Below are 24,708 nucleotides of genomic sequence, written 5' to 3'. Positions count from 1 at the left end.
GCTGGTTACACAACGACGCGGGGTGGAGCAGCTCGGTAGCTCGCTGGGCTCATAACCCAGAGGTCGCAGGTTCAAATCCTGTCCCCGCTACTCAAGGCTCAGGGCCGGAGTCCAGTCACTGGACTCCGGCCCTGAGTGTTTCCCCCGGTCGGGCCATCCGGCTCGCCCCGCGCCGCCGTCCCGGGAAACCTTGAGGGGTGGAGCACGAGGGGCCGATCTCATACGCACGCACCTTCGTGCGGCTGCTCCCGGCGCTGCTGATCGTCGGCGGGACCTGCTACGACTACCTCACCCCGTCGCGGTTCACGGCGGGCCCCCTCTTCACGGCCGCACCCCTGGTCGCCGCCCCGCTCTACTCGCGCCGGGGGACGGTCCTCACCGGCGTCGCGACCGTCCTGGTCGTCACCGCGATCCACGCCGAGGTGGGCATCCTCCTCCAGGTCGAGGCGGTGACCGAGCTGGCCACCGTGTCGACGGTCTCCGTGCTGGCCGTCCTCATCAACCTCCTCGTCCGCCGCAGCCGCGAGGAGCTCGCCTCGCAGCGCGAGATCGCCGAGGCCGCCCAGCGCGCCGTGCTGCCCGAGCCCGCCGAGCGGATCGGCGGGTTCGCGATCGCGGCACGGTACGAGGCCGCGCAGGCGGACGCGTCCATCGGCGGCGACCTGTACGCCGTGCAGGACAGCCCGCACGGCGTACGGCTGGTCGTGGGCGACGTACGCGGAAAGGGAATGGGGGCGGTGGCCGCCGTGGCCGTGGTCATCGGGGCCTTCCGGGAGGCCGCCGAGCAGGAGGCCACGCTGGAGGCGGTCGCGCAGCGGCTGGACCGGGCGCTGGAGCGCGAGGCGACGCGGCGGGCGGGGATCGAGCTGTTCGAGGGGTTCACGACCGCCGTGCTCGCCGAACTCCCGCACGGCGAAGGCGTCGTACGCATCGTCACCCGCGGCCATCCGCCCCCGCTGCTGCTGTGCCCGGACGGCACCGTGCGCACCCTGCACGCCCGCGAGCCCGCCCTGCCGCTCGGCATGGGCGGGCTCGGGAGTTGGCCCGACCGCGCCGAGGAGACCGCGTTCCGCAGTGGGGCCACGCTGCTGCTGTACACCGACGGGCTGTCGGAGGCGCGGGACGAGCAGGGGGTGTTCTTCGAGCCCGCGGAACGGCTCGCCGGCCGGGTCTTCCACGACCCCGCGGCGCTGCTCGTCACCCTCGCGCGGGAGGTGCGCAGATACGCCGGTGAGGCCATGGCGGACGACATGGCGCTGCTCGCCGTACGACGGCCCTGACCGTCTTCACACTTCCTTCCCGTAGGTGACCGGGTGTGATCAGGTGAACCCACTCCGCATAACAACTGACATACGGTCAATACTTGTGGGGTTTCTGAGGTGCGGTCAACTCGCCCGTTTTTCGCCGTTCATGCGCCGTACGTCCAGGTCGGAAAGGTTAATGATCAAGCGGAACACCTTGGAATCGGCACCCCGGGTCTATTAACGTTCGATAACGCAGCGCGGTCGTCCCAGCCGTCACAAGAGGCGGCTCCGTGCGCACGCGCCGAATCCCGCAAGGGAACCGGGGAACCACCACCCTGGGGTGAATCGCGCTGATACAGCCGTGGCAGCACGGCAGGTATACGCGCGTAGGAGACCTTCCTGCTCCGAACCCGTCAGCTAACCCGGTAGGCGAGAAGGAAGGAAAGGAGCACGCCCACGTGGCGTCCAACCCGCCTGCCCCACAAGCCCCGTTCGTGCCGAGCACCGAGCCCTTCGGCTTCGCCGTCCGACGCACCGACGAGGGCCCCTGGGAGGAGTGGAATCCCACCGAGGACTCCCTCGCCCCGGTACGCGGCCGGCACCGCGTCGCCAAGCAGCGCGGCGGGGGACTCGCCCGCAGCTCCACGGTCCTCGGCGTCGGCGTCATAGCCGCCGTCGGCGCGGGCGGCATGGCCAGCGCCAACACCGGCAAGCCGCCGGTGTCGATCTCCATGCCCGATCTCGCCTCCGTGGGCCATGTCTTCGACGGCGGCTCCGACGCCCCCAAGGGCTCCGCGACCGCGCTCAGCGATGTCGCCACCACGTCCGCAGGCACCGCGCAGGGCGCCGGTGAGGCGCTGCGCGACCGGATCATGGCGCAGGCCGAGTCGCAGCAGGTCCAGATCGACAGCAAGAGCCAGGCGGCCACCGAGGCGGCCCTCGCCCAGCAGGTCGACGACGCCGCCGCCAAGGCCGAGAAGGAGGCCGCGGCCAAGGCCGCCGCCGCGAAGGAGAAGGCGGAGGCGGCCGCCAAGAAGGCCGCCGAGGCCGCGAAGCTCGCCGAGCTGGCCAAGCAGTTCAAGCTGCCGGTCGTGTCGTACACGATCACCGGCACCTTCGGTCAGGCCGGCTCCATGTGGTCCTCCGGCTACCACACGGGCCTCGACTTCGCCGCCCCCACGGGCACGCTCATCAAGGCCATCCACTCCGGCACCATCACCCAGGCCGGCTGGGCGGGCTCGTACGGCTACCGCACGATCCTCACCCTCGACGACGGCACGGAGCTCTGGTTCTGCCACCAGTCGTCGATCAGCGTCAGCGTCGGCCAGAAGGTCGGCACGGGTGACGTCATCGGCCGCATCGGCGCCACCGGCAACGTGACCGGCCCGCACCTGCACCTCGAGGTCCACCCCGACGGCCAGGACACCGGCATCGACCCGATGACGTGGCTGCGCAGCAAGGGCCTCAACCCCTGACACCGGTACGTTCTCCGTCCGTACCCGGAGTGCCGTAGTCCGCTTGTTTACGGGATCTTTGCGCCCGCTGCGGAAGACCGGCCTCCGGGGCGGACGTTGACGTCTGGCATGACTTCTCCTTCTCTGCGCAAGCTGGGCTCCTCCGGCCTCGAGGTCTTCCCGCTCTCCCTCGGCGGCAACGTCTTCGGCTGGACCGCCGACGAGGCCACCTCCTTCGCCGTGCTCGACGCCTACACGGCCGCCGGCGGCAACTTCGTCGACACCGCCGACTCCTATTCGTCGTGGGCCGAGGGCAACCAGGGCGGTGAGTCCGAGACGATCATCGGCAAGTGGGTCAGGGCGCGCGGCAACCGCGACGACGTGGTCATCGCCACCAAGGTCAGCCAGCACCCCGAGTTCCAGGGCCTGTCCGCGGCCAACATCAAGGCCGCGGCCGAGGCCTCCCTGCGCCGCCTCGGCACCGACTACATCGACCTCTACTACACCCACTTCGACAAGCCCGAGGTGCCGGTCGAGGAGATCGTCGGCGCCCTCGACGAGCTGGTGCAGGCCGGCAAGGTCCGGCACATCGCCGCGTCCAACATCTCGCCCGACCGGCTCCGCGCCTCCCTGGAGTTCTCCGACCGCGAGGGCCTGGCCAAGTACGTGGCCCTGCAGCCGCACTACAACCTGGTCTCGCGCGACACGTACGAGGGCGAGCTGCAGGACCTGGCCGCGCGCTACGGTCTGGCCGCCGTCCCGTACTTCTCCCTCGCCTCCGGCTTCCTCACCGGCAAGTACCGGCCCGGCACGACGGTCGACAGCCCGCGGGCGGGCGGCGCGGCCAAGCACCTGGAGTCCGAGCGGGGGCAGCGGGTCCTGACCGCCCTCGACGAGATCGCCCAGGCCCACGACGCCCCGGTCGCCACGGTGGCCCTGGCCTGGCTCGCGGCCCAGCCGACGGTCGCCGCCCCGATCGCCTCCGCGCGGACGGTGGAGCAGCTCCCGGCACTGCTCGCGGTGGGCGAGCTGACGCTCACGGACACCGAGGTCGCCCGCCTGACGGAAGCGTCGGCCTGACCCCCCTGGTCCTGTGACTGGCCTCAGGTCCTACGACCGGTACGGGTTGTACGCGGGATTCGGCACCGCCGGGTACCCGTACGCCCCGTACACCGGCCAGGGCGGCGCCGCCACCGGCACCGGGGGCGCCGTCATCCGCGCCGCGTGGTCCAGCGCCGGGCGTGCCACCTCCCGGCGCCGCCACAGCTCGTCCAGCAACTCGCGTTCCCTGACGACGAAGTCGGCGCCGGCGCGGCCACGGCGCCCCCGGTGCCGCAGGAAGGCCAGCGAGGTCGCGTACGCCTCGTACCGGGCGACCTCGCATGCGGCGGGCTTGCCGAAGTGGCGGGCGGCGTGTTCGCGGGCCAGCCGGCGTGCCCGCATCGAACCGAGGGCATAGGGCTCCGCGGGGGTGAGCCAGCCCGCGACGGCGTAGGCGGGCAGTTCCTCGCGCACGGTGCGCAGTTCGCGCTGGCGGGTCCAGATCACCAGCCACGTCAGCAGGCCGAACGCGGGCACCATGAAGGCCGCGTACACCGCGAAGAAGCCGTACTCGCCGAAGTCCGAGGAGCCGTTCCAGATCGCGTGCATGCTCATCGCGAGCAGCAGGCCGAAGAGCGGGACGAGGACGCGCCGCAGGTGCTGGCGCTCCGCGGAGAGCGCGGCGATGCCGAAGCCGATGCCGGTGAGCACGGTGAACAGCGGATGCGCGAACGGGGACATGATGATGCGCACGAAGAACGTCGCCGCGGTGACGGAGGCGATGCCGCGGTCACCGGTGAGCTGGTCGGTGCCGAAGGCGGTGCCCAGGTAGAGGATGTTCTCGGTGAACGCGAAGCCGGTGGCGGTGACCCCGGCTATGACGACGCCGTCGACGATCCCGGTGAAGTCGCGTCTGCGGAAGAGGAAGACGAGCAGCACGGCGGCCGCCTTCGAGGACTCCTCGACTATGGGCGCTATGACGGTCGCGCCGAGGGTGTCCGCGCTGGACGGGTCGGCGGTCGCCGTCGCTATCCACTTCGTGGCGAAGCTGTTGGCGACGATCGCTATCAGCGCCGCCGCACAGGCCCCCCAGGCGAAGGCGAACAGCAGGTTGCGCCAGGGGCCGGGGGCGACGCGGTCCAGCCAGCGGAACGCGGCTATGAGAAGCGGCACGGGCAGCACGGCCAGCCCGAGCCCCACCAGGAACCCTTCGGTGCCGGTCTGTTCGCGCACCAGGGCGAGGATGACGAGCCCGGAGAGCGCGAGCAGGGTGATGAGCGCGCCGTACCGGACCGCTCTGCGCTGCCACCAGTGAGCGTGCCCGAGCGCACCGCCGGCCGGGCCGCCGGGGTGTGGCGGATGCGTCGGGTACGGGGGAAAGGTGGCCACGGCATTGACCCTAACGAGGGAGGGCGCCGCCCGCGACGGTACTTCGGATTGCCCGCAGGGCCGTGGGGCTTCAGGCGCCGGTGGGGGGCTGGTTGTGGTGCTGTACGCGACGGAAGAGCAGGTCGTTCACGACATGTCCCTTGTCCAGTCCCTGGCCCTCGAAACGGGTCAGCGGCCGGAAGTCGGGACGGGGCGCAAAACCGCCCTCCGGCTGCGTGTTCTCGAACTCCGGATGCGCCGTCAGCACTTCGAGCATCTGTTCGGCGTACGGCTCCCAGTCGGTCGCGCAGTGCACGATGCCGCCGGGTCTGATCCGGGCCGCGGCGAGGTCGAGGAACTCCGGCTGGATCAGCCGCCGCTTGTGATGCCGCTTCTTCGGCCACGGGTCGGGAAAGTAGACCCGCAGCCCGTCCAGCGCATCCGGGGTGAGCATCTCGCGCAGCAGGATGATCGCGTCCCCGTTGGCCACGCGGACGTTGGACAGCCCGTCGTGGTCGGCGAGGTTGAGCAGGTTCCCCTGCCCCGGGGTGTGCACGTCCACGGCGAGGATGTTCGTCTCCGGGTCCGCGGCGGCCATCTGCGCGGTGGCCTCACCCATCCCGAACCCGATCTCCAGCACGACGGGATTGCCGTTCCCGAACAGCTCGCCGAGATCGAGGGTCCGCTGCCCGTCGATGTCCAGCCCCCACTTGGGCCACAGTCGCTGCAGCGCATCGGCCTGCCCGGCGGTCACCCGGCTCCGCCGCGGCTGAAAACTCCGGATCCGGCGCTCGAAGTGCGACCCGGCAGGATCAGCCTTCGGCCCGTCCGGGAACCGTGGCTCCCCCTTGGTCCGGGTATGCCGGACGGACACTCCGGGGATGTGCGGCACGTGATCGCCGGGGCGGGGGGCTTCGGGGGTGTTGAGGGAGTCAGACACAGTGGGGTCGATTTTACGGGGCGCAGGCACCTCTCAGTCCGGGGTGCCACTTCTCGGCGCCGGTCGGCAATGCCAGCCCGTCCGGCGTTTGAGGACGAGGCCCCTCAAGGGCCGAAGCGGGGGTCTGGGGGCGGCGGCCCCCAGGGACGGCGGCCCGCCCCCGGGCAACCTCACACCGCCGCCAGCATGGCCAGCGCCCGCCCAGCCACCTCCCGCCCGATCGGCAGCGAAGCGGTCGCCGCAGGCGAGGGCGCATTCAGCACATGCACGGCCCGAGCCCCCTCCTTGATCAGAAAGTCGTCCACCAGCCCCCCGTCCCGCAGCACCGCCTGCGCCCGCACCCCCGCCGCGGCCGGTACCAGATCATCCGCGGTCACCGCCGGCAAAAGCCGCCGCACGGCCGTGGTGAACGCCGCCTTGGACACCGACCGCGCCAGCTCACCGGCCCCGTACCGCCAGTGGTGCCGGGCCATCCGCCACGCCCCAGGCCAGGCGAGGGTCCGCGCCACCTCCCGCGGCCGTACGACCCCCCAGTCATATCCCTCCCGCGCCAGCGCAGGCACCGCGTTCGGCCCGATGTGCACGCCGCCGTCGATCCCGCGCGTGAGGTGCACACCGAGGAACGGGAACGCCGGGTCCGGCACCGGATACACCAGCCCGCGCACCAGATCGGGGCGGGCCAGCTCGTAGTACTCGCCCCGGAACGGCACGATCCGCATCTCGGGGTCGTCCCCGGTCAGCCAGGCCACCTCGTCGCAGTACAGCCCGGCGCAGTTCACCAGCACGCGCCCGCGGACGACCTCACCGCTCGTCGTCCGGACGGCCACCCCGAGCTCCGGGCGCCGGTCGATTCGCTCGACCCGCGCCCCGTACCGGATCTCCGCCCCGGACGCCTCGGCCAGCTGCCGGGCGACCCCCACGAAGTCGCATATCCCGGTCGTCCCGACGTGTATGGCGGCGAGCCCGCGCACCTCCGGCTCGTACTCCTCGATCTGGGCGCCGCCCAGTTCCCGTACCGGAATGCCGTTCTCCCGGCCGCGCTGCACCAGGGCGTGCAGCCGTGGCAGCTCGTCCTTCTCGGTCGCGACGATCAGCTTGCCGGTGACGGCATGCGCGATTCCGTACTCCGCGCAGAACTTCACCATCTCGGCTGCGCCCCGCACCGCGTACCGCGCCTTCAGGGAGCCCGGGCGGTAGTAGATCCCGCTGTGGATCACCCCGCTGTTGCGCCCCGTCTGGTGCCGGGCCGGCCCCGGCTCCTTCTCCAGCACGGTCACCCGCGTCCCCGGCGCGACACGCGTGATCGCGTACGCCGTGGACAGCCCGACGATGCCACCCCCCACCACCAGCACATCACAGTCGTAAGCGATCCCCGGCCGCACCTGCACCACCTCCCGCTACCGATAGTGCACTGCGCCACTGACAATCACTTCAAACGTGGAAGGAAAGAGGTCCTCCTGCGCCTTCCGCGGTTCAGGCCGGTGCCATCAGCAAGGGCCGGGCCCGCTCCCGCAGCTCCACCACCCGAGGCTCGTCCCCGTACGGCTCCAGCCGGTGCAGAAGATCCTTCACATACTCCGTGGTCCGCGCGGACGAGATCCGCCCGGCCACCTCCACCGCGCGCACCCCCTGCTCGCACGCCGCATCGAGATTGCCCGACTCCAGCTCGGCCACCGCCGAGACGACCAGCCGCAGCCCGTGCGACCGCACGAACTCCTCCGTCGGCTTCGACAGCGCCTGCTCGGTGAACCGCCGCACCTGACGCGGCGCCTTCAGATCGCGGTAGCACTCCGCCGCGTCCGCAGCAAAGCGGTCGTACGAGTAGAAACCCAGCCACGACGGGTCATTGTCACCGTCGCGGGCCCGCTCCAGCCACCCTTCGGCGGCCCGCAGTGCCGCGCCCGCCGCCTGCGCGTCACCCGCGCGCGCGTGCGCCCGTGCCTCGACGAGCCGGAAGAAACTCATGGTGCGGGCGGTCGCCAGCCCCCGGTTGCGCTCGAGGGCGGCCTGCGCGAGATCGACGCCCTCGTCGCCGAAGCCGCGATACGTCGCCTGCAGCGACATGGACGCCAGCACATACCCCCCGAGGGGCACGTCGGCCGCGGCCCGGGCCAGTCGCAGCGCCTGGATGTAGTACCGCTGCGCGGCCTCCTGCTGCCCGGTGTCGAAGGCCATCCAGCCCGCGAGCCGGGTCAGTTCGGCGCTCGCCCCGAACAGGGCGCGCCCGACCTCGTCCGAGTACGCGCCGAGCAGCAGCGGAGCGGCCTCCACCCTTAAGCACTCGGGCACCATCGACGAACGCCAGTCGCCTCCGCCGTACTTGGAGTCCCAGCGCCGGGCGTCCTCGGCGGCCTCCCGCAGCTTCTGCACATCGCTGTGGCCGACTTTGAGCGGTGCGCCCGAGCCGTCGGCGGAGTTCGCCTCGCGCGCCACCGAACTGTCGGCCGGTGTTATCAGCCACCGTGAGGCAGGCGTTGCGTATGCGCTTACTGCGAACGATCCGGCCAGCGACTGCCAGATGCCACCGGAGCCGGCCCGGCGCCCGGCGAGGTCGAGACGGTAGAGCTCCGTCGCCGACCGCACCGCCTGTCCTACGTCCCTGGGGAAGGCGAGGCCCACTTCGGGTGCGGGATCCGCGTCCGCCAGGCCGATCTCGTGGAGCGGCACCGGGCGGCCGAGCTTCTGCCCTATCGCGGCGGCGATGAGGTGCGGCGCGGCACCCTGCGGCACCATGCCCTTCGACACCCAGCGCGCCACCGACGTCTTGTCGTAGCGAAGAGTCAACCCGCGTTGAGCGCCAAGATCGTTGACACGACGCGCGAGTCCTGCGTTGCTGATTCCCGCGAGGGCGAGAACGGCGCCGAGTTTTTCGTTCGGCCCGCGTTGCTCCCTGGACATGCGCCACCCCTCGACACAGACGGCTGCCGCGCTGGCATAACCACGCGGCATTCGTAAACCCAGCGTAGTTCGCCGCATCCCAAGCGTTAAGGGGCATTGTTCCGGATGGCGGGATTGTGGTCCGCACTGAAGTACGGGTCCGATACGCGCAGTTGCGCCATGCTCCCGCTGTGTGGCCGTGCGCCCGCCCGTGCGCTCTTCTCCGGCCATGCGGGGAGCGCTTCCATGGGTGGTGCGTGGGTCGGCCCGCTGTACTGGATCCAGCGGGCTGGGGGACACCGCCGCCTTCATCCCCGCGGGCGGCGGACGGGCCCGGGGGGCGAACTCCGTCTCCCGGGCTGCGCGCGGGTGATGCGATGCTCAGAGCATGTACGGAGCGTGTTCAAGGCTGGCCCGCCATCACCGATTTGGCTGAAAATCACCCCCGTACTTCCCGGCTGATTGCCGCTCCCACCACGGAACTTGAGGGCGCGAAGGGCGTTTTCGGGGAGCATTCCGGGGGCGCATTCGCGTCGCAGTCGCCTTGCCGGGTACGGGTGTTCGGCGCTGCGGGCAGGTGAGCGACGAAGCGCCGTCCGGGGATCGCAAGCGGCTCCACCACGCCTCCGGCGTGCGCCCTTCATGGCAGCATGGGGAACCAGTTCGTACGGTGCACTGGTTGTCCACAGCCTGTGGAGGCGTCCATGCGGTGGTTGGTGGGGTGGAGCAGCACCGCCGCGGGGGCTTCGGAGATCGGTTCCGCGGGGGCCACCGGGCAGGACGGCGAGACCGTGCACCCGGTGGGCTCCCAACTCCTGTGGGGCGACCCGGACCCGCTCTGGGCGGTCGGCGACTGGCGGCCCGACGAGGTGCGGGTGGTGAAGGCCGACGCGCAGAACCGGATCGCGGTCCTGGGCACGTGCGGGGCCTCCGACGAGGAGCTGCGGGTCGGTCTCTTCGCCGCCCGCGGAGGCGCACTGCGCCACCTCACGGCCTGGCCGGGCAGCTACACGGCGATCGTCCAGGTCGGCCGCCGGGTCACCGTCTGCGGCGACCTGGCGGGTGCCCGACCCGTCTTCTACACCCCGTGGGCGGGCGGTACGGCCTACGCGACCGCCGCGCTCCCCCTCGCCGACCTCATCGAGGCCAACCTCGACTTCGGCCACCTCGCCGCGCTCCTCGCCGCCCCCGACGTACCGGCCGTGCTGCACGACTCCACGCCCTACGACGGCGTACGGCGCATTCCGCCGGGGCATGCGCTGATCCTGCGCGCGGGGGCGCGGGAGATCGCCGGCTACGAGCAGGTCGCCTCGCTCGCGGTGGCGGCGCCCTCGGCGGACCCGGACAGCGCGGTCGACGCGGTGCGCGACGCGCTGGTGGAGGCGGTACGCACGCGCCTGGCGGCGCCGAGACATGTCCCTGGAGCCGACATAGACCCGGGTCCCGTCCCCGGCATGGGCCCGGCGGAGCGCCGCGCCGCGCGCGGGATGCCGGTGGCGGGCATCGGCGCGGACCTCTCCGGCGGCCCGGCGTCCGGGACGCTCGCCCTGCTGGCGGCCGGCCTGCCGGGCATGCCCGGCACGGTCCTGGGCCACGGCACGGGCGCGGGCGAACGCCTGCTGGCGGTCACCTTCAACGACCTGGCGGTCGGCGGCCGCGAGGCGGAACTGGAGCGGGCGGGATCGCTGGCGGCCAACCCCCGCCTGCACCACGTGGTGGTGACCGGGGGCGAAGAGGCGCTCCCCTACGCCGACCTGGACGGCCCTCTGACGGACGAACCGGGGCAGTCCCTGGTGACGGCGGCCCGCCACCGCACCCGCCTGGCCTCCGGCAGCGCGGACCACTTCACGGGCTACGGCGCCCGCCAGGTCCTGGACGCGCACCCGGCCCGCCTGGCCGACCTCCTGATGGACCGCAAGCGCCGCCACCTGGTCCGCCCCGTCGCGGCGCTCGCGAAGGCGGACGGCTCGGTGATGGTCCCCGCGCGCGTGTACGGCGCGGCCCGGAAGCTGGCGAGGACCCCGTACCGGGCGGGCCTGGACCTCCTCGCCGAACGCCTCCTGCAACGCCGTTTCGACGAACCGGGCGGCGCTGTCGGAGCGTCCCTCGCCGCCCTCACCTGGGCCAGACCGGGCCCCGCGGCACGCTGGCTGACCGGCGAGGCCCTGGCTGAAGTATCGGTTCGCCTGCAGGCGTCGACGAGCCGCGCGAACGTAGGCGCGGCCCAACGTCCGGGCGACTACCGCGCACGCGCAGCCCTGGCCCGGCACGCGGCGGACCTGCGCATCCTGGAACAAGCCGCCGAGATCCGCTCCCAGCGCCTGCACGCACCGTTCCTCGACAACCAGGTGGTCCGCGCCTGCCGCGTCCTGCCCGAGGCACTGCGCGTACAGCCGGGCGCACGTGCCGCGATCCTCCGTACGGTCCTGGAAGGCGCCGGAGTGAGCGACCTCCCACCCGGCTGGGGCGCCCCTTCCCACGCCTCGGCGGCGGTGGCGGCCCGCACCGGGCTGAGGGTGGCCGCCGACTCCCTGATGGCCCTCTTCGCCACCCCATTGCTGGCGGAGGCGGGCCTGGTGGAGGCCCGAGTCGTCCGCAAGGCCCTCCGCGCGGCGGCAGCAGGCGAACCCCTCCCCCTGGACGGCCTGGCGGACCTGGTCTCCCTCGAACTCTGGCTGCGCCGTCTGCTCTCCCGCCGAGGAACCTGCTGGACAGGCACCCCCGCCCGCCAGCGAGCAGTACCGGCGGGAATCACCCCCCGAAGGGGGGCGCTGGCTTCCGGCGGGGGAGCGGGGGTGGCGTGAGCCAGCCTCCTTGGGAAACCCCCGCCCGGCCCTCACCAGCCCGCGGGGCGCAGCCGTCCTGGCGCCGGTCAGTGCCCTTCAGCCCGTCCGGAGTTTGAGGACGAGGCCGTTCAGGCCGATCGGGGTCCGGGCGGAGCCCCGGGAGAGGTGCAGGGGACGCGGTCCCCGCCGGGTTCGGGTCGGAAACGTCACCGGTGTTCGGGTCGGAACCGTCACCGGTGTTCGGGTCGGAACCGTCACCGGGGTTCGGGTCGGAACCCTCACCGGGGTTCGGGGTGGAGCCCTGGGAGGGGTGCAGGGGGCGCAGTCCCCGCCGGGGTGCCGGGGGAGCCCCTGATAGGGGTGCAGGGGACGCAGTCCCCGCCCGGGTTCAGGGGCGGAGCCCCTGGTGGGGTCGAAGGGGCGGCAGCCCCTGGGGACGGGACGGGTAGGGGCGGCGGGGGCGAAAAACATCCCGGCGCTCCTCAGCCGCACCGGCCCCCCGAAACCCCGCCCCCCACAAACCACGTGCCCCACCGCCGCCCCCCGGCGACAATGACCCGGTGCGGTACAGAATCCTGGGCGTCACCCAGGCCGAGGACGACCACGGCACCGCCCTACCCATCCCCGGCCCACGCCTCCGCACCCTCCTCACCGCCCTCGCCCTGCGCCCGGGCCGAGTCACCACTCCCGACACCCTCATCGACGAGGTCTGGTCGGACACCCCACCCCAGGACGCCCCCGCCGCGCTCCAGGCCCTCATCGCCCGCCTCCGCCGCATCCTGGGCAGACAGAGCATCACCTCCGCCCCCGGCGGCTACCGCCTGGAGGCCACCCAGGACGACGTGGACCTGTTCGTCTTCGAGCGGCTCGTACGCCAGGGCACGACGGCCCTCGACCACGGCGACCCGCACACCGCCGCACACACACTGGACCAGGCCCTCGCCCTGTACCGCGGCCCCGCCCTCGCCGACCTCCCGGACCGCCTCGCCGCCACCCGCCCCGACGCGCTCCACCGCGAGGCGACAAGGGCCCGCATCGACGCGGACCTGCACCTCGGCCGCGCCCACGCCGCCGTACCGCACCTGAAGGAACTGACCGCGGCGCACCCGTACGACGAACCGCTGCACGCCCTCCTCATCCGCGCCCTGCGCGACACGGGCCGCTCGGCCGACGCCCTCGCCGCCTACGAGACCGCCCGCCGAGCCCTCGCCGAAGGCCTGGGCACCGACCCGGGCCCCCAACTGCGCGCCCTGCACAGGGAACTGCTCACCCCGGCGACAACACCACGTCCCACCCCTACGCCCGTCCCACCCGAACCCCCCACCCGCACCGGCAACATCCGTCCCCGCCTTACCTCCTTCGTGGGCCGGGAACCAGAACTCGACGCCATCCGTTCCGAATTGCACAGGGCAAGGCTCGTCACCCTCACGGGTCCGGGCGGCTCCGGAAAGACCCGCCTCGCTGAGGAGGCCGCCGCCGGGCTCCCCCAGGCCTGGCTGGTCGAACTGGCACCGCTGGACCGCCCGGAGGCGGTGCCCGGCGCGGTGGTCAGCGCGCTCGGTCTGCGCGAGACCGTGCTGATGACCACCGAGCTGGCGGCCCCGCAGGACGACCCCCTCGCCCTGCTCGTCGAGTACTGCGCCCCGCGCAGCCAACTCCTGATCCTTGACAACTGCGAACATGTCATAGGAGCAGCGGCCGCCCTCGCCGAGACGCTGCTCACCCGCTGCCCCGGGCTCACGATCCTCGCCACCAGCCGTGAACCCCTGGGCGTCCCCGGCGAGTCCGTGCGCCCCGTCGAACCCCTCGTCCTCGACCAGGCGCACCGTCTCTTCGAGGAGCGCGCCTCCGCCGTCCGTCCCGACGCGGCCGCCGTGCTCCGCGACCGCGAGGCGGTGGAGGAGATCTGCCGCCGCCTGGACGGCCTGCCGCTCGCCATCGAACTGGCCGCGGCCCGGCTCCGGCTGCTCACGCCCCGCCAGATCGCCGACCGCCTCGACGACCGCTTCCGCCTCCTCACCTCCGGAAGCCGTACGGTCCTGCCCCGCCAGCAGACCCTCCGCGCGGTCGTCGACTGGTCCTGGGAACTGCTGGACGAGCGGGAGCGCAGGGTGCTGTGCGAGGTCTCCGTGTTCGCCGGCGGCTGGGACCTCGCGGCGGCGGAGGCCGTGTGCACCGCCCCCGCGACCGATCTCGTCGGGGCGCTCGTCGACAAGTCCCTCATCGTGGCCACCCCGGCGGAGACCTCGTACGACGAGACCGGCTCCGGCGGCATGCGCTACCGCATGCTGGAGACCATCCACGAGTACGCCGCCGAGCGCGCCGCCGAGGTCCCCGAACTGCGCGCCGCGGCCGAGCGCCGGCACAGCGCGTGGGTGCGCGCGCTCGTGGAGGAGGCGGACCCCCTCCTGCGCTCCGCAGGCCAACTCCCATGGATCTCCCGCCTGGAGACCGAGCTGGACAACATCCGTGCCGCCCTCCGCCGTGCCCTCACCGCGGGCGCCGAGCCGGAGGCCGCCGCCCTCGCCCTGTCCATGGGCTGGTTCTGGTGGCTGCGCAACTACCGCCACGAGGCCGAGTCCTGGCTCGACCAGATCCTCCGTCTGGGCGTCGCCCTGGACACCACCACCCCCTCGCCGACCTCCGCCCCGGCCCCGCAAGCCCCCATGAGCCCCACAGATCCCGTAAACCCAATAGACCCAATAGACCCAATAGATCCCATAGACGCCTACCTCTCCGCCCCCGACGCCGAAGCGCACCACCCCCACCACACCCTCCGGATGAACGTCCGGATGCTGCACCTCTTCATGCAGTCGGACACCCGGCCGATGGACGCGCTGCTGGACGACCGGCTGCGTCAATACGCCGACCGGCTGCGGAAGTTCTTCGAGCGGGGCGGTCCGCAGGCGGCCCGTATGCCGGGCCTCGTCTGGCCGTTCACCACCTTCATCCTGGACAACCCGCAGGACGTCCGTGCCGCCCTTGACGTCTCCGTCGCCAACTGCCGTGCCCACGGCGACGACTGGGCGGTCGGCGTCGCCCTGATGTTCCGTACGCACATGGCCGTCGACTCACCCGGCGGCATGGAGGGCGTGGACGAGGACCTCGCGGAGCTCAGGGCGCTGAGCCGGCGCGTCGGCGACCGCTGGATGCGGGCCCAGGTGTGCAGCGCCGCCGGCGAGGCGGCGATGGCCCGGAGCCGCCTGGAGGAGGCCCGGGGCGAGTACGAGGAGGCACTGCGGCTCGCCTACGAGGTGGGCGCGTACGCCGAGACACCGTTCCTGCTGGCCCGGCTTGCCGAGATCGCCTACCGGGACGGCGACCGTGCGGCCGCGGCCGGCGGGCTGGACGAGGCGACGGCCGCCGCCGACCGCTACGGCGTACCGGATTCCAGGGCGTTCGTGCTGCTGATGCGCGCCCAGCTCGCGCTGGACGAGAAGGACACCGCCGGTGCCCGCGCGCTGCACGAGGCGGCTCGCGCGGAGATCGGGCGGGGCACACCCCCGCCCCAGTTCACGGTGATGCTGAACGCGATCGAAGCCCTGGTGACGGTCGCCGAATCGGGCCCGGCGCAGGGACTGCCGAAGCTGGCCGACACCGTCCGCGAGGCGGTGGAGCGGCGCTGCGCCGACGTGGTCACGGCGACTCTCGTGGACGGCGCGGCCGTCCTGCTCTCCGATCTGGGAGACCATTCGCGCGCGGTCGGCCTGTTCGCCGCCGCCGAGCGGCTGCGGCGCGGCCAACCGCGCCCCATGCCGGAGCGCGCCGAGGCCGAGCGGGCCGAGACCGCAGCCCGCGCCGCGCTGTGCGCCGAGGAGTACGAGGCGGAGCGCGCCCGGGGCGCCGCCCTCACCGCCGACGACGTCCTCGCGGAACTCGGCGAGGCCCTGCACAAGCACCCTGCCGAGCAGCTCCCGTAGCCGAAACCGCAGCCGTACACCGCTACGAGCAGGTGAACTTCGACTCGGCCCAGTCCGCGAGCGTCAGGGTGTCGAAGCTGCTCTGCGGCTGGACGACCAGCCGTACGGTCCGGTGCCCGGCGAGGTTCACATGGACCGGGACGGTCGGGTAGCCGGCCTGGATCAGCCCGGACTGCCACAGCCGGACGCCGTCGGCGTAGACGGAGAAGTAGACCTTGCCGAGCCCGAGGGTCATGTCGTCGACGCCGACCAGGGCGTCGTAGGCGGAGCAGGTGCGGTTGAGGTCGACGGTGACGGAGGACTCGCCGTGCACGGTCACGCCCTGCGGGTACTGCTTGCCGGCGACCGTCATGCCGTACCGCTGCCACACCCAGCTGCTCTGGCCGATCCGCATCTCGGGCTTGGTGCCGTCGCCGGTGAGGTCGTACGACAGTCCGCTCCACTGGTAGACGGCCGGAACCGGCGGAGTCGGGGTGGGTGTCGGCGTCGGCGTGGGCTTCGGTGTCGGTTTCGGCTTGTGGGTGGGGGTGAGGGTGGGGCTCGGGGTGGCCTTGGGCCGGGGAGCCGGGGTCGGAGCCTTCGTGGGAGCCGCCGCGCGCACGATCACCGGCGGCTTCGGCTCGGGCTTCTTCTTCGGTGGCGCCGGCTCGGGCGACCCGGGCCGGACGGCCGGCGCGGAGGCGGGTGGCTTCGCGTCCGGCTTCCTGACCGGGGTGCCGCTCCCGGACATCGCGAGGGCCACTGCCACACCCGCCGCGGCGAGGACACCGGCGGCGATGCCGATCTTCGCGGGCGCACCCAGCCCCTCGGAGGCCGCCGCACCACCGACGCCCGCCCCGCCGGACGAGCCGCCGCTCGCCGCCGCGGCCGCACCCGCGGCGCCCGCCGCACCGACTCCGGTACCGCCCGCGATGAGCGCGGCCACCTTGGCGTACCCGGCGGCACCGAACCAGCCGATGACCGCGACCGGCACGACGCCCGGGATGCCGCTGGCGACTTCCTTGATCTGGCCCGCGGCCAGCCGGCACTTGGCGCACTCCTCCAGGTGCTTGCGCAGCCCTCGCTCGGCGCGCGTACGCAGTCCGCCGCGGGCGTAGGCGCCGAGCCGGTCGGCGTAGCGGGCGCACTCCTCGTCGCCGGCGAGGCTGGCGCTGACGTGGGCCTGGAGGTAGGCCTGCTTGAGGCCCTCGCGGGCGCGGCTGGCGAGCACCCGCGTGCCGTTGGCGTCAAGACCGAAGAGCGTGGCGACCTCGCTCGGCGACTCGTCCTCGACCTCGGTGTGCCACAGCACGGCCTGCCAGCGCTCGGGCAGCGAGCGGAAGGCCTGCATGGCCATGGACTGCTCGGCCTCGTGCATCGCGCGCACATCGGCGCCGAGATCCAGGGTGTCGTCGTCGGAGACCTCCGAGGAGCGCGCGGCCTGCGCCGCGAACACCGCGAAGTCGTCGACCAGTTGCTCCCGCTTCGCGGACTTCGTCCAGTTCGCGGCCACGCGCCGGACGGTGGTGAGCAGATACGCGCGTACGGCGTGCTCGGGGCCGTGTCCGCCGCGCACCGCCTGGAGCATGCGGGCGAAGACCTCGGCGGTGAGGTCGTCCGCGGTGTGGGCGTCCCGGCAGCAGGTGCGGGCGTAGCGGCGCACCGCGTCCGCGTGGCGCCGGTACAGCTCCTCGTACGCGGTGTCGTCGCCCGAGCGCATCCGGCCGATCAGATCGGCGTCGGCGGGCGGCTGGTCCCTGGGCGGCGGCAGCACACCGTCCTCCCGCCGGTCGCGCTGCGCCGGGACACTGCCCTCCACGGGCTCGACCGGCTCGCCGCCCTGCGGCGGGATGACGGTCTCCGGGCGGCCGCCGCCGCGCGGGACACCCGCCCGTCCGCCCGGCCCGCCCTGACTCGGCACCTGCGGCGAACCACCGGCCTCCGGGTCACCGTCACCCAGTGGCTCGTCCCGCCCGTCAACGCTCATCGCGGAAAGCCCCCGACGCCTGCCCAACCAGTCCCGAACACCGGGTCAGAGTGCCATATTGGCTTTTGTTCAGGACCCATCCGAGCGGACCATCCACCCGTCCGTGGGGACTTGTCGTGCCGTAGTACTAGCCGTCACTCATTCGGGGAAGGCTCAATTGACGCCCGACAGGCGGAAGTTGAGCGGCAGTTGAGTGGTATGCCGGAAATATCCCGCTTATTTCCAGCTCACGCCGGGCGCGCGGGCCGCGCAGTGCCCACGCCCCCCGTCACCTCTTCGAGTGACGGACCGTTCGAGTTACGGGCCGCTGGAGACGCTGACACGGCCCCGTCCCGCCGACCGGCCGCCCCCTCAGGCCGGCCGCGACCGCAGCCCCTCCAGCAGGATGTCGAGCAGCCGTGCCGAAGCGGCCGCCTGCTGGGCCGCGTCCGGCAGCGAGGGTGCCGCCGTCGCGATGACCAGCAGTACGTCCGAGACCGACACGTCGGGCCGCAGCTCACCCGCCGCGCGCGCCCGCTCCACGAGCCGGCCCACGACCTCGAGCAGCGCCGCCGCACCCGTGTCGTCCTCCGCCGGGACCCTCGGGGCCTCTTCGGGAACGAGCCGCAGCTCCCCGGAACCCGGCTGGGTCCGCTGCTGCGGCACCCGGGCCTCGTCGAAGACCGTGCCGTCGGACCCCTCGTCGGCGACCGAGACCCGCAGCACCTGCGGCGGCAGCAGCCGCCCGGCGCCCGAGGCCACCGAGGTCCGCAGGAAGCGCGAGAGCGCCGACCACGGCTCGTCCTCCTGGCCGAGCGCCGCCCGGGCCTGGTCGGTCAGCCGGGAGGTCTCCTCCTCGGCTATCCGCCGCACCAGGACGTCCTTGCTCGGGAACCGCCGGTACACGGTCCCCACACCCACCCGCGCCCGCCGCGCCACGTCCTCCATCGGCGCGCCGTACCCCAGCTCGCCGAAGACCTCGCGCGCCGCGCGCAGTACGTGTTCCAGATTGCGCTGTGCGTCCACGCGCAGCGGCGTCGTGCGCGAGGTGTCCCCGCGTCCGTTGCCCGTCGCCGCGCTCACGATGCCGCCCGATGTCAGTGCAGACGCGGACGACCAATGAGAGTCCTGAACATGCATAAGCGTTCCCCCGGTAATGACGTCTCCCCCCGGAGACTCTCCCCGCCATTCATTGGTTGCCAGGGCGCGGGAACAAGCGCGGCTCACCGGCCCGCCCGTCGCGGACCCGGCGAACGATGAGCGCATCCCCCTACACCCCGTCGAGACACGAACATAGTTGAGAGGGAGTCAATTCAGAAGGGGCAGGTTCCGCACGGAGCGCCCCCCGATCGGAGTACGGGTCGTATACGTCCCTATTGCGCCCCCCAAGGCCATCCGGCGCACACCCGCTGACCTGCACTCCTTCCGGGTACTCGGGCAATTCGGCCAACCCTGGGCGTCCCCGGCCCCGCGTCACACAAATTGTCGGGGCTGTGGACAAACTCAAGCGCCGGGTGCGTCATGGGATGGTGAAGGAACGTGCGCGCATTCTCGTTGTCGGCGGTGGCTACGTCGGGATGTACACGGCCCTGCGCCTCCAGCAGAAGCTGAAACGGGAACTCAGGCGGGGCGAGGCCGAGATCACCGTCGTCACTCCAGACCCGTACATGACCTATCAGCCATTCCTTCCCGAAGCGGCCGCCGGTGCCATTTCCCCCCGGCATGTCGTCGTACCGCTGCGCCGAGTCCTCGATCAGTGCCATGTCGTCGTCGGCGAGGTCCGGTCCATCGATCACGCCAAACGCACGGCCACGCTCACCACCCTCGCCACGGAGGAGGAGGGCGCGGGCCCCGAGCACATGACGTACGACGAACTCGTCCTCGCGCCCGGCTCGATCTCGCGCACGCTGCCCGTCCCCGGCCTCGCCGACCACGGCATCGGTTTCAAGTCGGTCGAGGAGGCCATCGGCCTGCGCAACCACGTCATCGAGCAGATGGACATCGCCTCCTCCACCCGCGACCCCGCGATCCGCGACGCGGCCCTCACCTTCGTCTTCGTCGGCGGCGGCTTCGCCGGGGTCGAGGCGCTCGGCGAACTCGAGGACATGGCCCGCTACGCCGCCCGCTACTACCACAACATCCGGCCCGAGGACATGAAGTGGATCCTCGTGGAGGCCTCGGACCGCATCCTGCCCGAGGTCGGCGAGGAGATGGGCCGCTACACGGTCACCGAACTGCGCCGCCGCAACATCGACGTACGCCTGCACACCCGCCTGGAGTCCTGCGCCGACCGCGTCGCCGTGCTCAGCGACGGCGCCCGCTTCCCGACCCGCACCGTCGTCTGGACGGCCGGCGTGAAGCCCAGCCCGCTGCTCGCCGCCACCGACCTGCCCCGCACCGAACGCGGCCGGCTGAAATGCACCCCCCAGCTGACGATCGAGGGCGTCACGCACGCGTGGGCCGCGGGAGACGCGGCCGCCGTCCCCGACGTCACCGCCGCCGAACCCGGCACGGAGACCGCACCCAACGCCCAGCACGCGGTCCGCCAGGCCAAGCTCCTCGGCGACAACATCGCGCACTCCCTGCGCGACGAACCCCTTGAGACGTACTCCCACAGGTACGTCGGCTCGGTCGCCTCCCTGGGCCTCCACAAGGGCGTCGCCCACGTCTACGGGCGCAAGCTGAAGGGCTACCCTGCCTGGTTCATGCACCGCGTCTATCACCTCAGCAGGGTGCCCACCTTCAATCGCAAGGCCCGGGTCCTGGCGGAATGGACCCTTTCGGGCCTCTTCAAGCGGGAGATCGTCTCACTGGGTTCGCTCGAACATCCCCGAGCGGAGTTCGAACTCGCGGCCGGTGGAAAGCCTCCTACCGACCCGATGAACGACCCGAAGGGGTCGTCCTGACCGGACCGAGGAACTCCACCGACCGGGTGGGCGTCTCACGGATGTCGCCCCGGTAGGCCACACTGCCAGACTGATCCCCGCCCCAGGGCGAGCAGATGCCCGCCCTTCGACCCCAAGAGGCTCTCTCCACCGTGCTGCATCCCGGGGGTGTCACCCCCCAGCCCTCCGGACGGGTCCGGAGCCGGCCGAAGACGACGACACGAGGCAAGGATTCGTGAACTTCACGCGCTGGAGCGCCCGGCTCCCCGGAACGCAGCGCCGCGCCGCAGCGCGGACCGATCACACGGCCGCCCCCGACGGGCAGGCCGAGCCCCCGAACGCCGTGCCCGCGGCCCGCGCCGAACAACTCACCGACGAGCACGCACCCGTACCGGGCGTCGACGAACTCCCCGTCCGCGAGGTCCTCGACCGGGTCCCCGCCCTGGTCGCCCTCGTCCACGGCCCCGACCACCGCGTCGCCTACATCAACGACGCCTATGTGACGGCCTTCGGTGTACGGCCGCTCGGCGAGCCCACCCGCGAATCCCTCCCCGAACTCGACGAACTGGGCCTGCTCCCGCTCCTCGACCAGGTCCTGCGCAGCCGCAAGCCCCGAACCCTCAAGTCCCGCAAGGCCCCCGACGGCCGCTCCTACACCTTCACCTGCACCCCGGTGACGGAAGGCGAGAACGCGGGCGTACTGGTCTTCGCCACCGACGTCACCGACCACGCAGAGGCCGCCGAACGCCTCCGCGCCAGCGAACGCCGCCAGCGCGAGACAGCCGTCACCCTCCAGCGCTCACTGCTGCCGCAGGAACTCGAAGAACCCGACGACCTGCGCATCGCCGCCACCTACCAGCCCGGCGGCACCGAGGCGGCGGTCGGCGGCGACTGGTACGACGTCATCACCCTGGGCGGCGGCCGCACGGCCCTGGTCATCGGCGACGTGATGGGCCGTGGCGTACGAGCCGCGGCCGTCATGGGCCAGCTCCGTACCGCGGTCCGCGCGTACGCCCGCCTCGACCTCCCCCCGCACGAGGTCCTGCAGCTCCTCGACGGCCTCGCCACGGAGATCGACGCCAACCAGATCGCGACCTGCGTCTACGCCATCCACGACCCGAACGAGGGCCGGCTGGTGTACGCCTCCGCCGGCCACCTCCCGATCCTCGTCCGCGACGAGAGCGGAGTCGTCCTGCGCGCCGACGAACCGACCGGCCCGCCCCTCGGCACGGGCGGCTGGATGCACGCGTCGGGCTCGATCCCCCTGGGCCCCGGCTCCACGGCCGTCCTCTACACGGACGGCCTGGTCGAACGCAGGAACGAGGACCTCGACGAGGGCATCGCGGCCCTGGAGCGCGCCCTGGCCGGCGCCACGGGCACCCCCCAGGTCGTCTGCGACCGCCTGGTCCGCTCGGCGGGCGTGACGGCGGACCACGACGACGACGTCGCCGTCCTGGTCCTCCAGCACCCGGCCCGCACGGGCCCGGACAGCGACCTCTTCCGCAACGCGGCCCTCGAACTCCTCGGCGGCATCGAAGCCGCCCCACGCGCGCGTGCCTTCGCCTCCGGCGTCCTGACGAGCTGGCGCTTCCCGACCGAACTCCACGACCTCGGGGTCCTGGCAGCGAGCGAACTGGTCGCCAACTCCCTCCAGCACGGCACACCACCCATGCGCCTGCGCCTGCGCCGTACCGACCGCCGCCTGATCATCGAGGTCACCGACGGCGACGACCACCTCCCGCGCCGCCGCCGGGCGGAACCCGGCGACGAGTCGGGCCGGGGCATCGCCATCGTCGCGACGATCGCCTCGAACTGGGGCTCACGGCGTACACCGGGCGGAGGCAAGGCGGTCTGGTGCGAGTTCGTCCTCCCCAAGGGCTCGACCTGACCCCGCTCAGGCCTCCGCGACCACCGGCTCCGCAGCAGCCCCACCCCGGGCGACCACCCGGCTCTTCCCGAGCCACGGCTGGTCCTGTACGGCGGTGAGCTGCCGCCCCAGCCGCAGCGCGAGGAAGGTGATCCCCAGCGAGAACAGCAGGAACGTCACGATGTACGGCGCGGGCAGCGAGGCCCCCAGCGGCCCGCCCACGGCCGGCCCGACGGCCAGCGCGAGCTGCTTCACCAGGGCGAAGGCGGAGTTGTACTGCCCCGCCATCCCCGTCGGCGCGAGATCGGCGACCAGCGGTGCGACGGTCGGCGACAGCATCGCCTCACCCAGCCCGAACAAGGCGTACGTCGACACGAACGCGGCCGTCGCCATCTCCTGGCTGCCGTGCCCGAGCCCGGCGTACCCCGCCAGGACCCACGCCACGGCCCAGATCAGCCCGACACCGGCGATCACCCGGGACCGGCGCCGGCGCTCGACGAACCTCAGCACGGCGAACTGCGCGACGACGATCATCAGGGTGTTGGCGGCCAGCGCCGTCCCCAGCGCGGACGTCGAGATGCCCGCGGCCTCGACCCCGTACGCGCTCAGCCCCGACTCGAACTGCCCGTAGCAGGCGAAGAACAGCACAAAGCCCAGCACGGACAGCTGCACCATGGCCCGGTTGCCGAGCAGCTGCTTCCAGCTGCCCTTCGCGGACTGTGCGGGCGCGTCCTCGATGCGCGGAGAGTGCGGCATCCGCACGGTGGCCATCACGACCGCGAGCAGCACGAACACCGCGGCCTCGATCGAGAACAGCAGGGTGAAGGAGTCGACGCGCGTAGAGTCAACGAGATGGCCGCCGATGAGCCCGCCGACACCGAGCCCCAGGTTCTGCAGGAAGAACTGCATGGCAAAGGCGCGCGAGCGCGTGTCCGCCGTGGAGCAGTCCACGATCATCGTCGCGAGCGCCGGCTGCATCACGGCCTGCCCGGCCCCGAGCGCGGCCGCCGACAACAGCACGGCGGTGCTGCTGCCGGCCAGCCCCAGGCTCAGCGCCCCCACGGCGGCAGTGACCAGGGCGGCGAGCAGGACCGGCCGGGGACCGCGCCGGACGATGGCCCGCCCGGCGAACGGCAGCACGATCAGCGCGGCCACAGCGAAGACAGCGAGCACGAGCCCCGCCGTCATGGCCCCCAGCCCCCGCACCTGCGCCACATAGACGTACAGGTAGGGGACGGTGAAGCCGAGCCCGAACGCGCTGAGTGCGTTACCCACGTGGATCCGGCGCATCGCTGCGCCCATCGCCCTGGTCACGTTCACCTCTCTCAGTAGTTAAGTGTGAAGACTTCGAACCTAAACTTCGAAGCTAAACAGTACACCTAGAAGAACTTCAACGCCAAGCACGCCCGTGCCATACTTCGCCCATGGGCGACACCCCCGGCACCCTCGGCGAGCCGACACTCGATGAGCAGATCGCCGCCTATCAGCGCGAGTTCCGGGACCTCGACCCCCAGGTCGAAAAGATCGTCTCGGCCCTCTCCCGCCTGAACCGCCGCATGCACGTCGCCTACGGCCGCCAGACCTCCGCCCTCGGCATCAGCAACGCCGAGTGGGAGGTCCTCAAGGCCCTCGTCCTCTCCGGCGCCCCCTACCGTCTGGGCCCGAGCGATCTCGCCAAGCGCCTGGGGCTGACACCGGCCGCGATGACCCACCGGATCGACCGCATGGTGGCCGAGGGTCTGGTGACCCGGGAGCGCGACGAGTCCAACCGCGTCCGGGTGATCGTGGAGCTGACCGCGGAGGGCCGCGAGAAGTGGCTCGAGGCGATGCGCCTCGCGACGGTCTTCGAGGAGGACCTCCTCCAGGACCTGTCCCCGGACGAGCGCACTAGACTGGGGGACGTCCTCACCCGCCTCCTGCGCAGGGTGGAACACGCCCAGCCGGACGCGGGGGGACGCCTCACCGACCTGGACTGAGGCCGCCGTAAAAGATCTTGACAGAGGGTGCTTGACAGCCCCCTCCCGGATCCGTAGAGTTCTTCGGGTTGCCACAGAGCCGTAACGGTTCTGCGACAGCACCTCCGCCGCATGAGCGGCACCCTCAAACCATCAGAACGATCTCCCAATGGGATTGATTTCGGCGTGCCCGAATTCAATTCGATTCGGACCCGGTAGCTCGATTAGGAACTGCCGAAGGGATCCGCTAAGGTTTGAGACGTCGGAACGGCCCAACGGCCGGGAGGACAGCCCCTTCTGACTGGGAGTCAGGCCCGAAAGGATCTGATAGAGTCGGAGTCGCCGGAAAGGGAAACGCGAAAGCGGGAACCTGGAAAGCACCGAGGAAATCGGATCGGGAAACGGTCTGATAGAGTCGGAAACGCA

At 72.1% G+C, this 24,708-nt stretch carries 15 protein-coding genes, 1 tRNA gene and 1 riboswitch; of the genes, 9 read left to right on the top strand and 7 right to left on the bottom strand.

Annotated features, from left to right (window positions below; genetic code table 11):
- Positions 1-16 precede the first annotated feature (16 nt).
- The 4 genes from ACWC1K_RS38085 (at position 17) to ACWC1K_RS38070 (ending at position 3,778) form a co-directional block, all read left to right on the top strand.
- Positions 17-90 (top strand) — tRNA-Met (locus ACWC1K_RS38085).
- 107 nt (positions 91-197) lie between these two features.
- Positions 198-1,280, top strand: coding sequence for a PP2C family protein-serine/threonine phosphatase (locus ACWC1K_RS38080; protein WP_450837489.1), 1,083 nt, complete (start codon positions 198-200; stop codon positions 1,278-1,280).
- A gap of 253 nt (positions 1,281-1,533) precedes the next feature.
- Positions 1,534-1,691: riboswitch (cyclic di-AMP (ydaO/yuaA leader) on the top strand.
- Between the two features lie 11 nt (positions 1,692-1,702).
- Positions 1,703-2,719: a M23 family metallopeptidase gene (locus ACWC1K_RS38075; RefSeq protein WP_450837488.1), complete on the top strand. Its 1,017-nt coding sequence runs from the start codon at positions 1,703-1,705 to the stop codon at positions 2,717-2,719.
- A gap of 108 nt (positions 2,720-2,827) precedes the next feature.
- Positions 2,828-3,778 (top strand): aldo/keto reductase, encoded by a 951-nt coding sequence (locus ACWC1K_RS38070; protein ID WP_450837487.1) that lies wholly within the window; start codon positions 2,828-2,830, stop codon positions 3,776-3,778.
- A gap of 30 nt (positions 3,779-3,808) precedes the next feature.
- Here ACWC1K_RS38070 and ACWC1K_RS38065 read toward each other — a convergent pair whose 3' ends face one another.
- From ACWC1K_RS38065 to ACWC1K_RS38050, 4 genes are all read right to left on the bottom strand, one after another.
- A complete protein-coding gene (locus ACWC1K_RS38065) occupies positions 3,809-5,128 on the bottom strand; it encodes a PrsW family intramembrane metalloprotease (protein ID WP_450837486.1) in 1,320 nt (439 codons plus the stop codon).
- 70 nt (positions 5,129-5,198) lie between these two features.
- Positions 5,199-6,047: a tRNA (guanosine(46)-N7)-methyltransferase TrmB gene (gene trmB / locus ACWC1K_RS38060; protein WP_450837484.1), complete on the bottom strand. Its 849-nt coding sequence runs from the start codon at positions 6,045-6,047 to the stop codon at positions 5,199-5,201.
- Positions 6,048-6,217: 170 nt separating this feature from the next.
- On the bottom strand, positions 6,218-7,438 hold the full coding sequence (lhgO, locus tag ACWC1K_RS38055; protein WP_450837483.1) for an L-2-hydroxyglutarate oxidase: 1,221 nt from the start codon (positions 7,436-7,438) through the stop codon (positions 6,218-6,220).
- Between the two features lie 82 nt (positions 7,439-7,520).
- Positions 7,521-8,945 carry an MFS transporter gene (locus ACWC1K_RS38050; protein WP_099929881.1) on the bottom strand — a complete coding sequence of 475 codons (1,425 nt, stop codon included), beginning with the start codon at positions 8,943-8,945 and terminating at the stop codon, positions 7,521-7,523.
- 683 nt (positions 8,946-9,628) lie between these two features.
- Here ACWC1K_RS38050 and ACWC1K_RS38045 point away from each other — a divergent pair.
- Complete coding sequence (locus ACWC1K_RS38045; protein ID WP_450837481.1) at positions 9,629-11,728, top strand: asparagine synthase-related protein; 2,100 nt, start codon at positions 9,629-9,631, stop codon at positions 11,726-11,728.
- 542 nt (positions 11,729-12,270) lie between these two features.
- The gene (locus ACWC1K_RS38040) at positions 12,271-15,630 is read left to right on the top strand and encodes a BTAD domain-containing putative transcriptional regulator (protein WP_450837480.1); all 3,360 of its coding nucleotides are present in this window, start codon (positions 12,271-12,273) and stop codon (positions 15,628-15,630) included.
- Positions 15,631-15,652: 22 nt separating this feature from the next.
- Here ACWC1K_RS38040 and ACWC1K_RS38035 read toward each other — a convergent pair whose 3' ends face one another.
- Together ACWC1K_RS38035 and ACWC1K_RS38030 are read right to left on the bottom strand one after the other, a co-directional pair.
- On the bottom strand, positions 15,653-17,596 hold the full coding sequence (locus ACWC1K_RS38035; protein WP_450837479.1) for a sigma-70 family RNA polymerase sigma factor: 1,944 nt from the start codon (positions 17,594-17,596) through the stop codon (positions 15,653-15,655).
- A 351-nt stretch (positions 17,597-17,947) separates the two neighbouring features.
- On the bottom strand, positions 17,948-18,715 hold the full coding sequence (locus ACWC1K_RS38030; RefSeq protein WP_450837477.1) for a TetR/AcrR family transcriptional regulator: 768 nt from the start codon (positions 18,713-18,715) through the stop codon (positions 17,948-17,950).
- Positions 18,716-19,101: 386 nt separating this feature from the next.
- Here ACWC1K_RS38030 and ACWC1K_RS38025 point away from each other — a divergent pair, with 386 nt between their 5' ends.
- Both ACWC1K_RS38025 and ACWC1K_RS38020 read left to right on the top strand, forming a co-directional pair.
- On the top strand, positions 19,102-20,481 hold the full coding sequence (locus ACWC1K_RS38025) for an NAD(P)/FAD-dependent oxidoreductase (RefSeq protein ID WP_450837475.1): 1,380 nt from the start codon (positions 19,102-19,104) through the stop codon (positions 20,479-20,481).
- 214 nt (positions 20,482-20,695) lie between these two features.
- Complete coding sequence (locus ACWC1K_RS38020) at positions 20,696-22,348, top strand: ATP-binding SpoIIE family protein phosphatase (protein ID WP_450837474.1); 1,653 nt, start codon at positions 20,696-20,698, stop codon at positions 22,346-22,348.
- A gap of 6 nt (positions 22,349-22,354) precedes the next feature.
- On the opposite strand, the gene ACWC1K_RS38015 is transcribed toward ACWC1K_RS38020, so the two are convergent.
- On the bottom strand, positions 22,355-23,617 hold the full coding sequence (locus tag ACWC1K_RS38015; RefSeq protein WP_450837564.1) for an MFS transporter: 1,263 nt from the start codon (positions 23,615-23,617) through the stop codon (positions 22,355-22,357).
- 134 nt (positions 23,618-23,751) lie between these two features.
- On the opposite strand from ACWC1K_RS38015, the gene ACWC1K_RS38010 reads away from it, so the two are divergent.
- Positions 23,752-24,303 (top strand): MarR family winged helix-turn-helix transcriptional regulator, encoded by a 552-nt coding sequence (locus tag ACWC1K_RS38010; protein WP_450837473.1) that lies wholly within the window; start codon positions 23,752-23,754, stop codon positions 24,301-24,303.
- Positions 24,304-24,708: the final 405 nt, after the last annotated feature.

It is taken from the genome of Streptomyces sp. NPDC001492 (assembly GCF_053597275.1).
Note: the sequence above shows the minus strand (reverse complement) of the source record. Positions and strands in the feature narration are given on the sequence as shown.

Excerpts from the sequence above, each read along its gene's own strand:
- ACWC1K_RS38050 (WP_099929881.1), bottom strand. The coding sequence starts at position 8,945 with ATGTCCAGGGAGCAACGCGGGCCGAACGAAAAACTCGGCGCCGTTCTC.
- ACWC1K_RS38030 (WP_450837477.1), bottom strand. The coding sequence starts at position 18,715 with ATGCATGTTCAGGACTCTCATTGGTCGTCCGCGTCTGCACTGACATCG.
- ACWC1K_RS38045 (WP_450837481.1), top strand. The coding sequence starts at position 9,629 with ATGCGGTGGTTGGTGGGGTGGAGCAGCACCGCCGCGGGGGCTTCGGAG.
- ACWC1K_RS38025 (WP_450837475.1), top strand. The coding sequence starts at position 19,102 with ATGGTGAAGGAACGTGCGCGCATTCTCGTTGTCGGCGGTGGCTACGTC.
- ACWC1K_RS38070 (WP_450837487.1), top strand. The coding sequence starts at position 2,828 with ATGACTTCTCCTTCTCTGCGCAAGCTGGGCTCCTCCGGCCTCGAGGTC.
- ACWC1K_RS38035 (WP_450837479.1), bottom strand. The coding sequence starts at position 17,596 with ATGAGCGTTGACGGGCGGGACGAGCCACTGGGTGACGGTGACCCGGAG.
- ACWC1K_RS38010 (WP_450837473.1), top strand. The coding sequence starts at position 23,752 with ATGGGCGACACCCCCGGCACCCTCGGCGAGCCGACACTCGATGAGCAG.
- ACWC1K_RS38015 (WP_450837564.1), bottom strand. The coding sequence starts at position 23,617 with ATGCGCCGGATCCACGTGGGTAACGCACTCAGCGCGTTCGGGCTCGGC.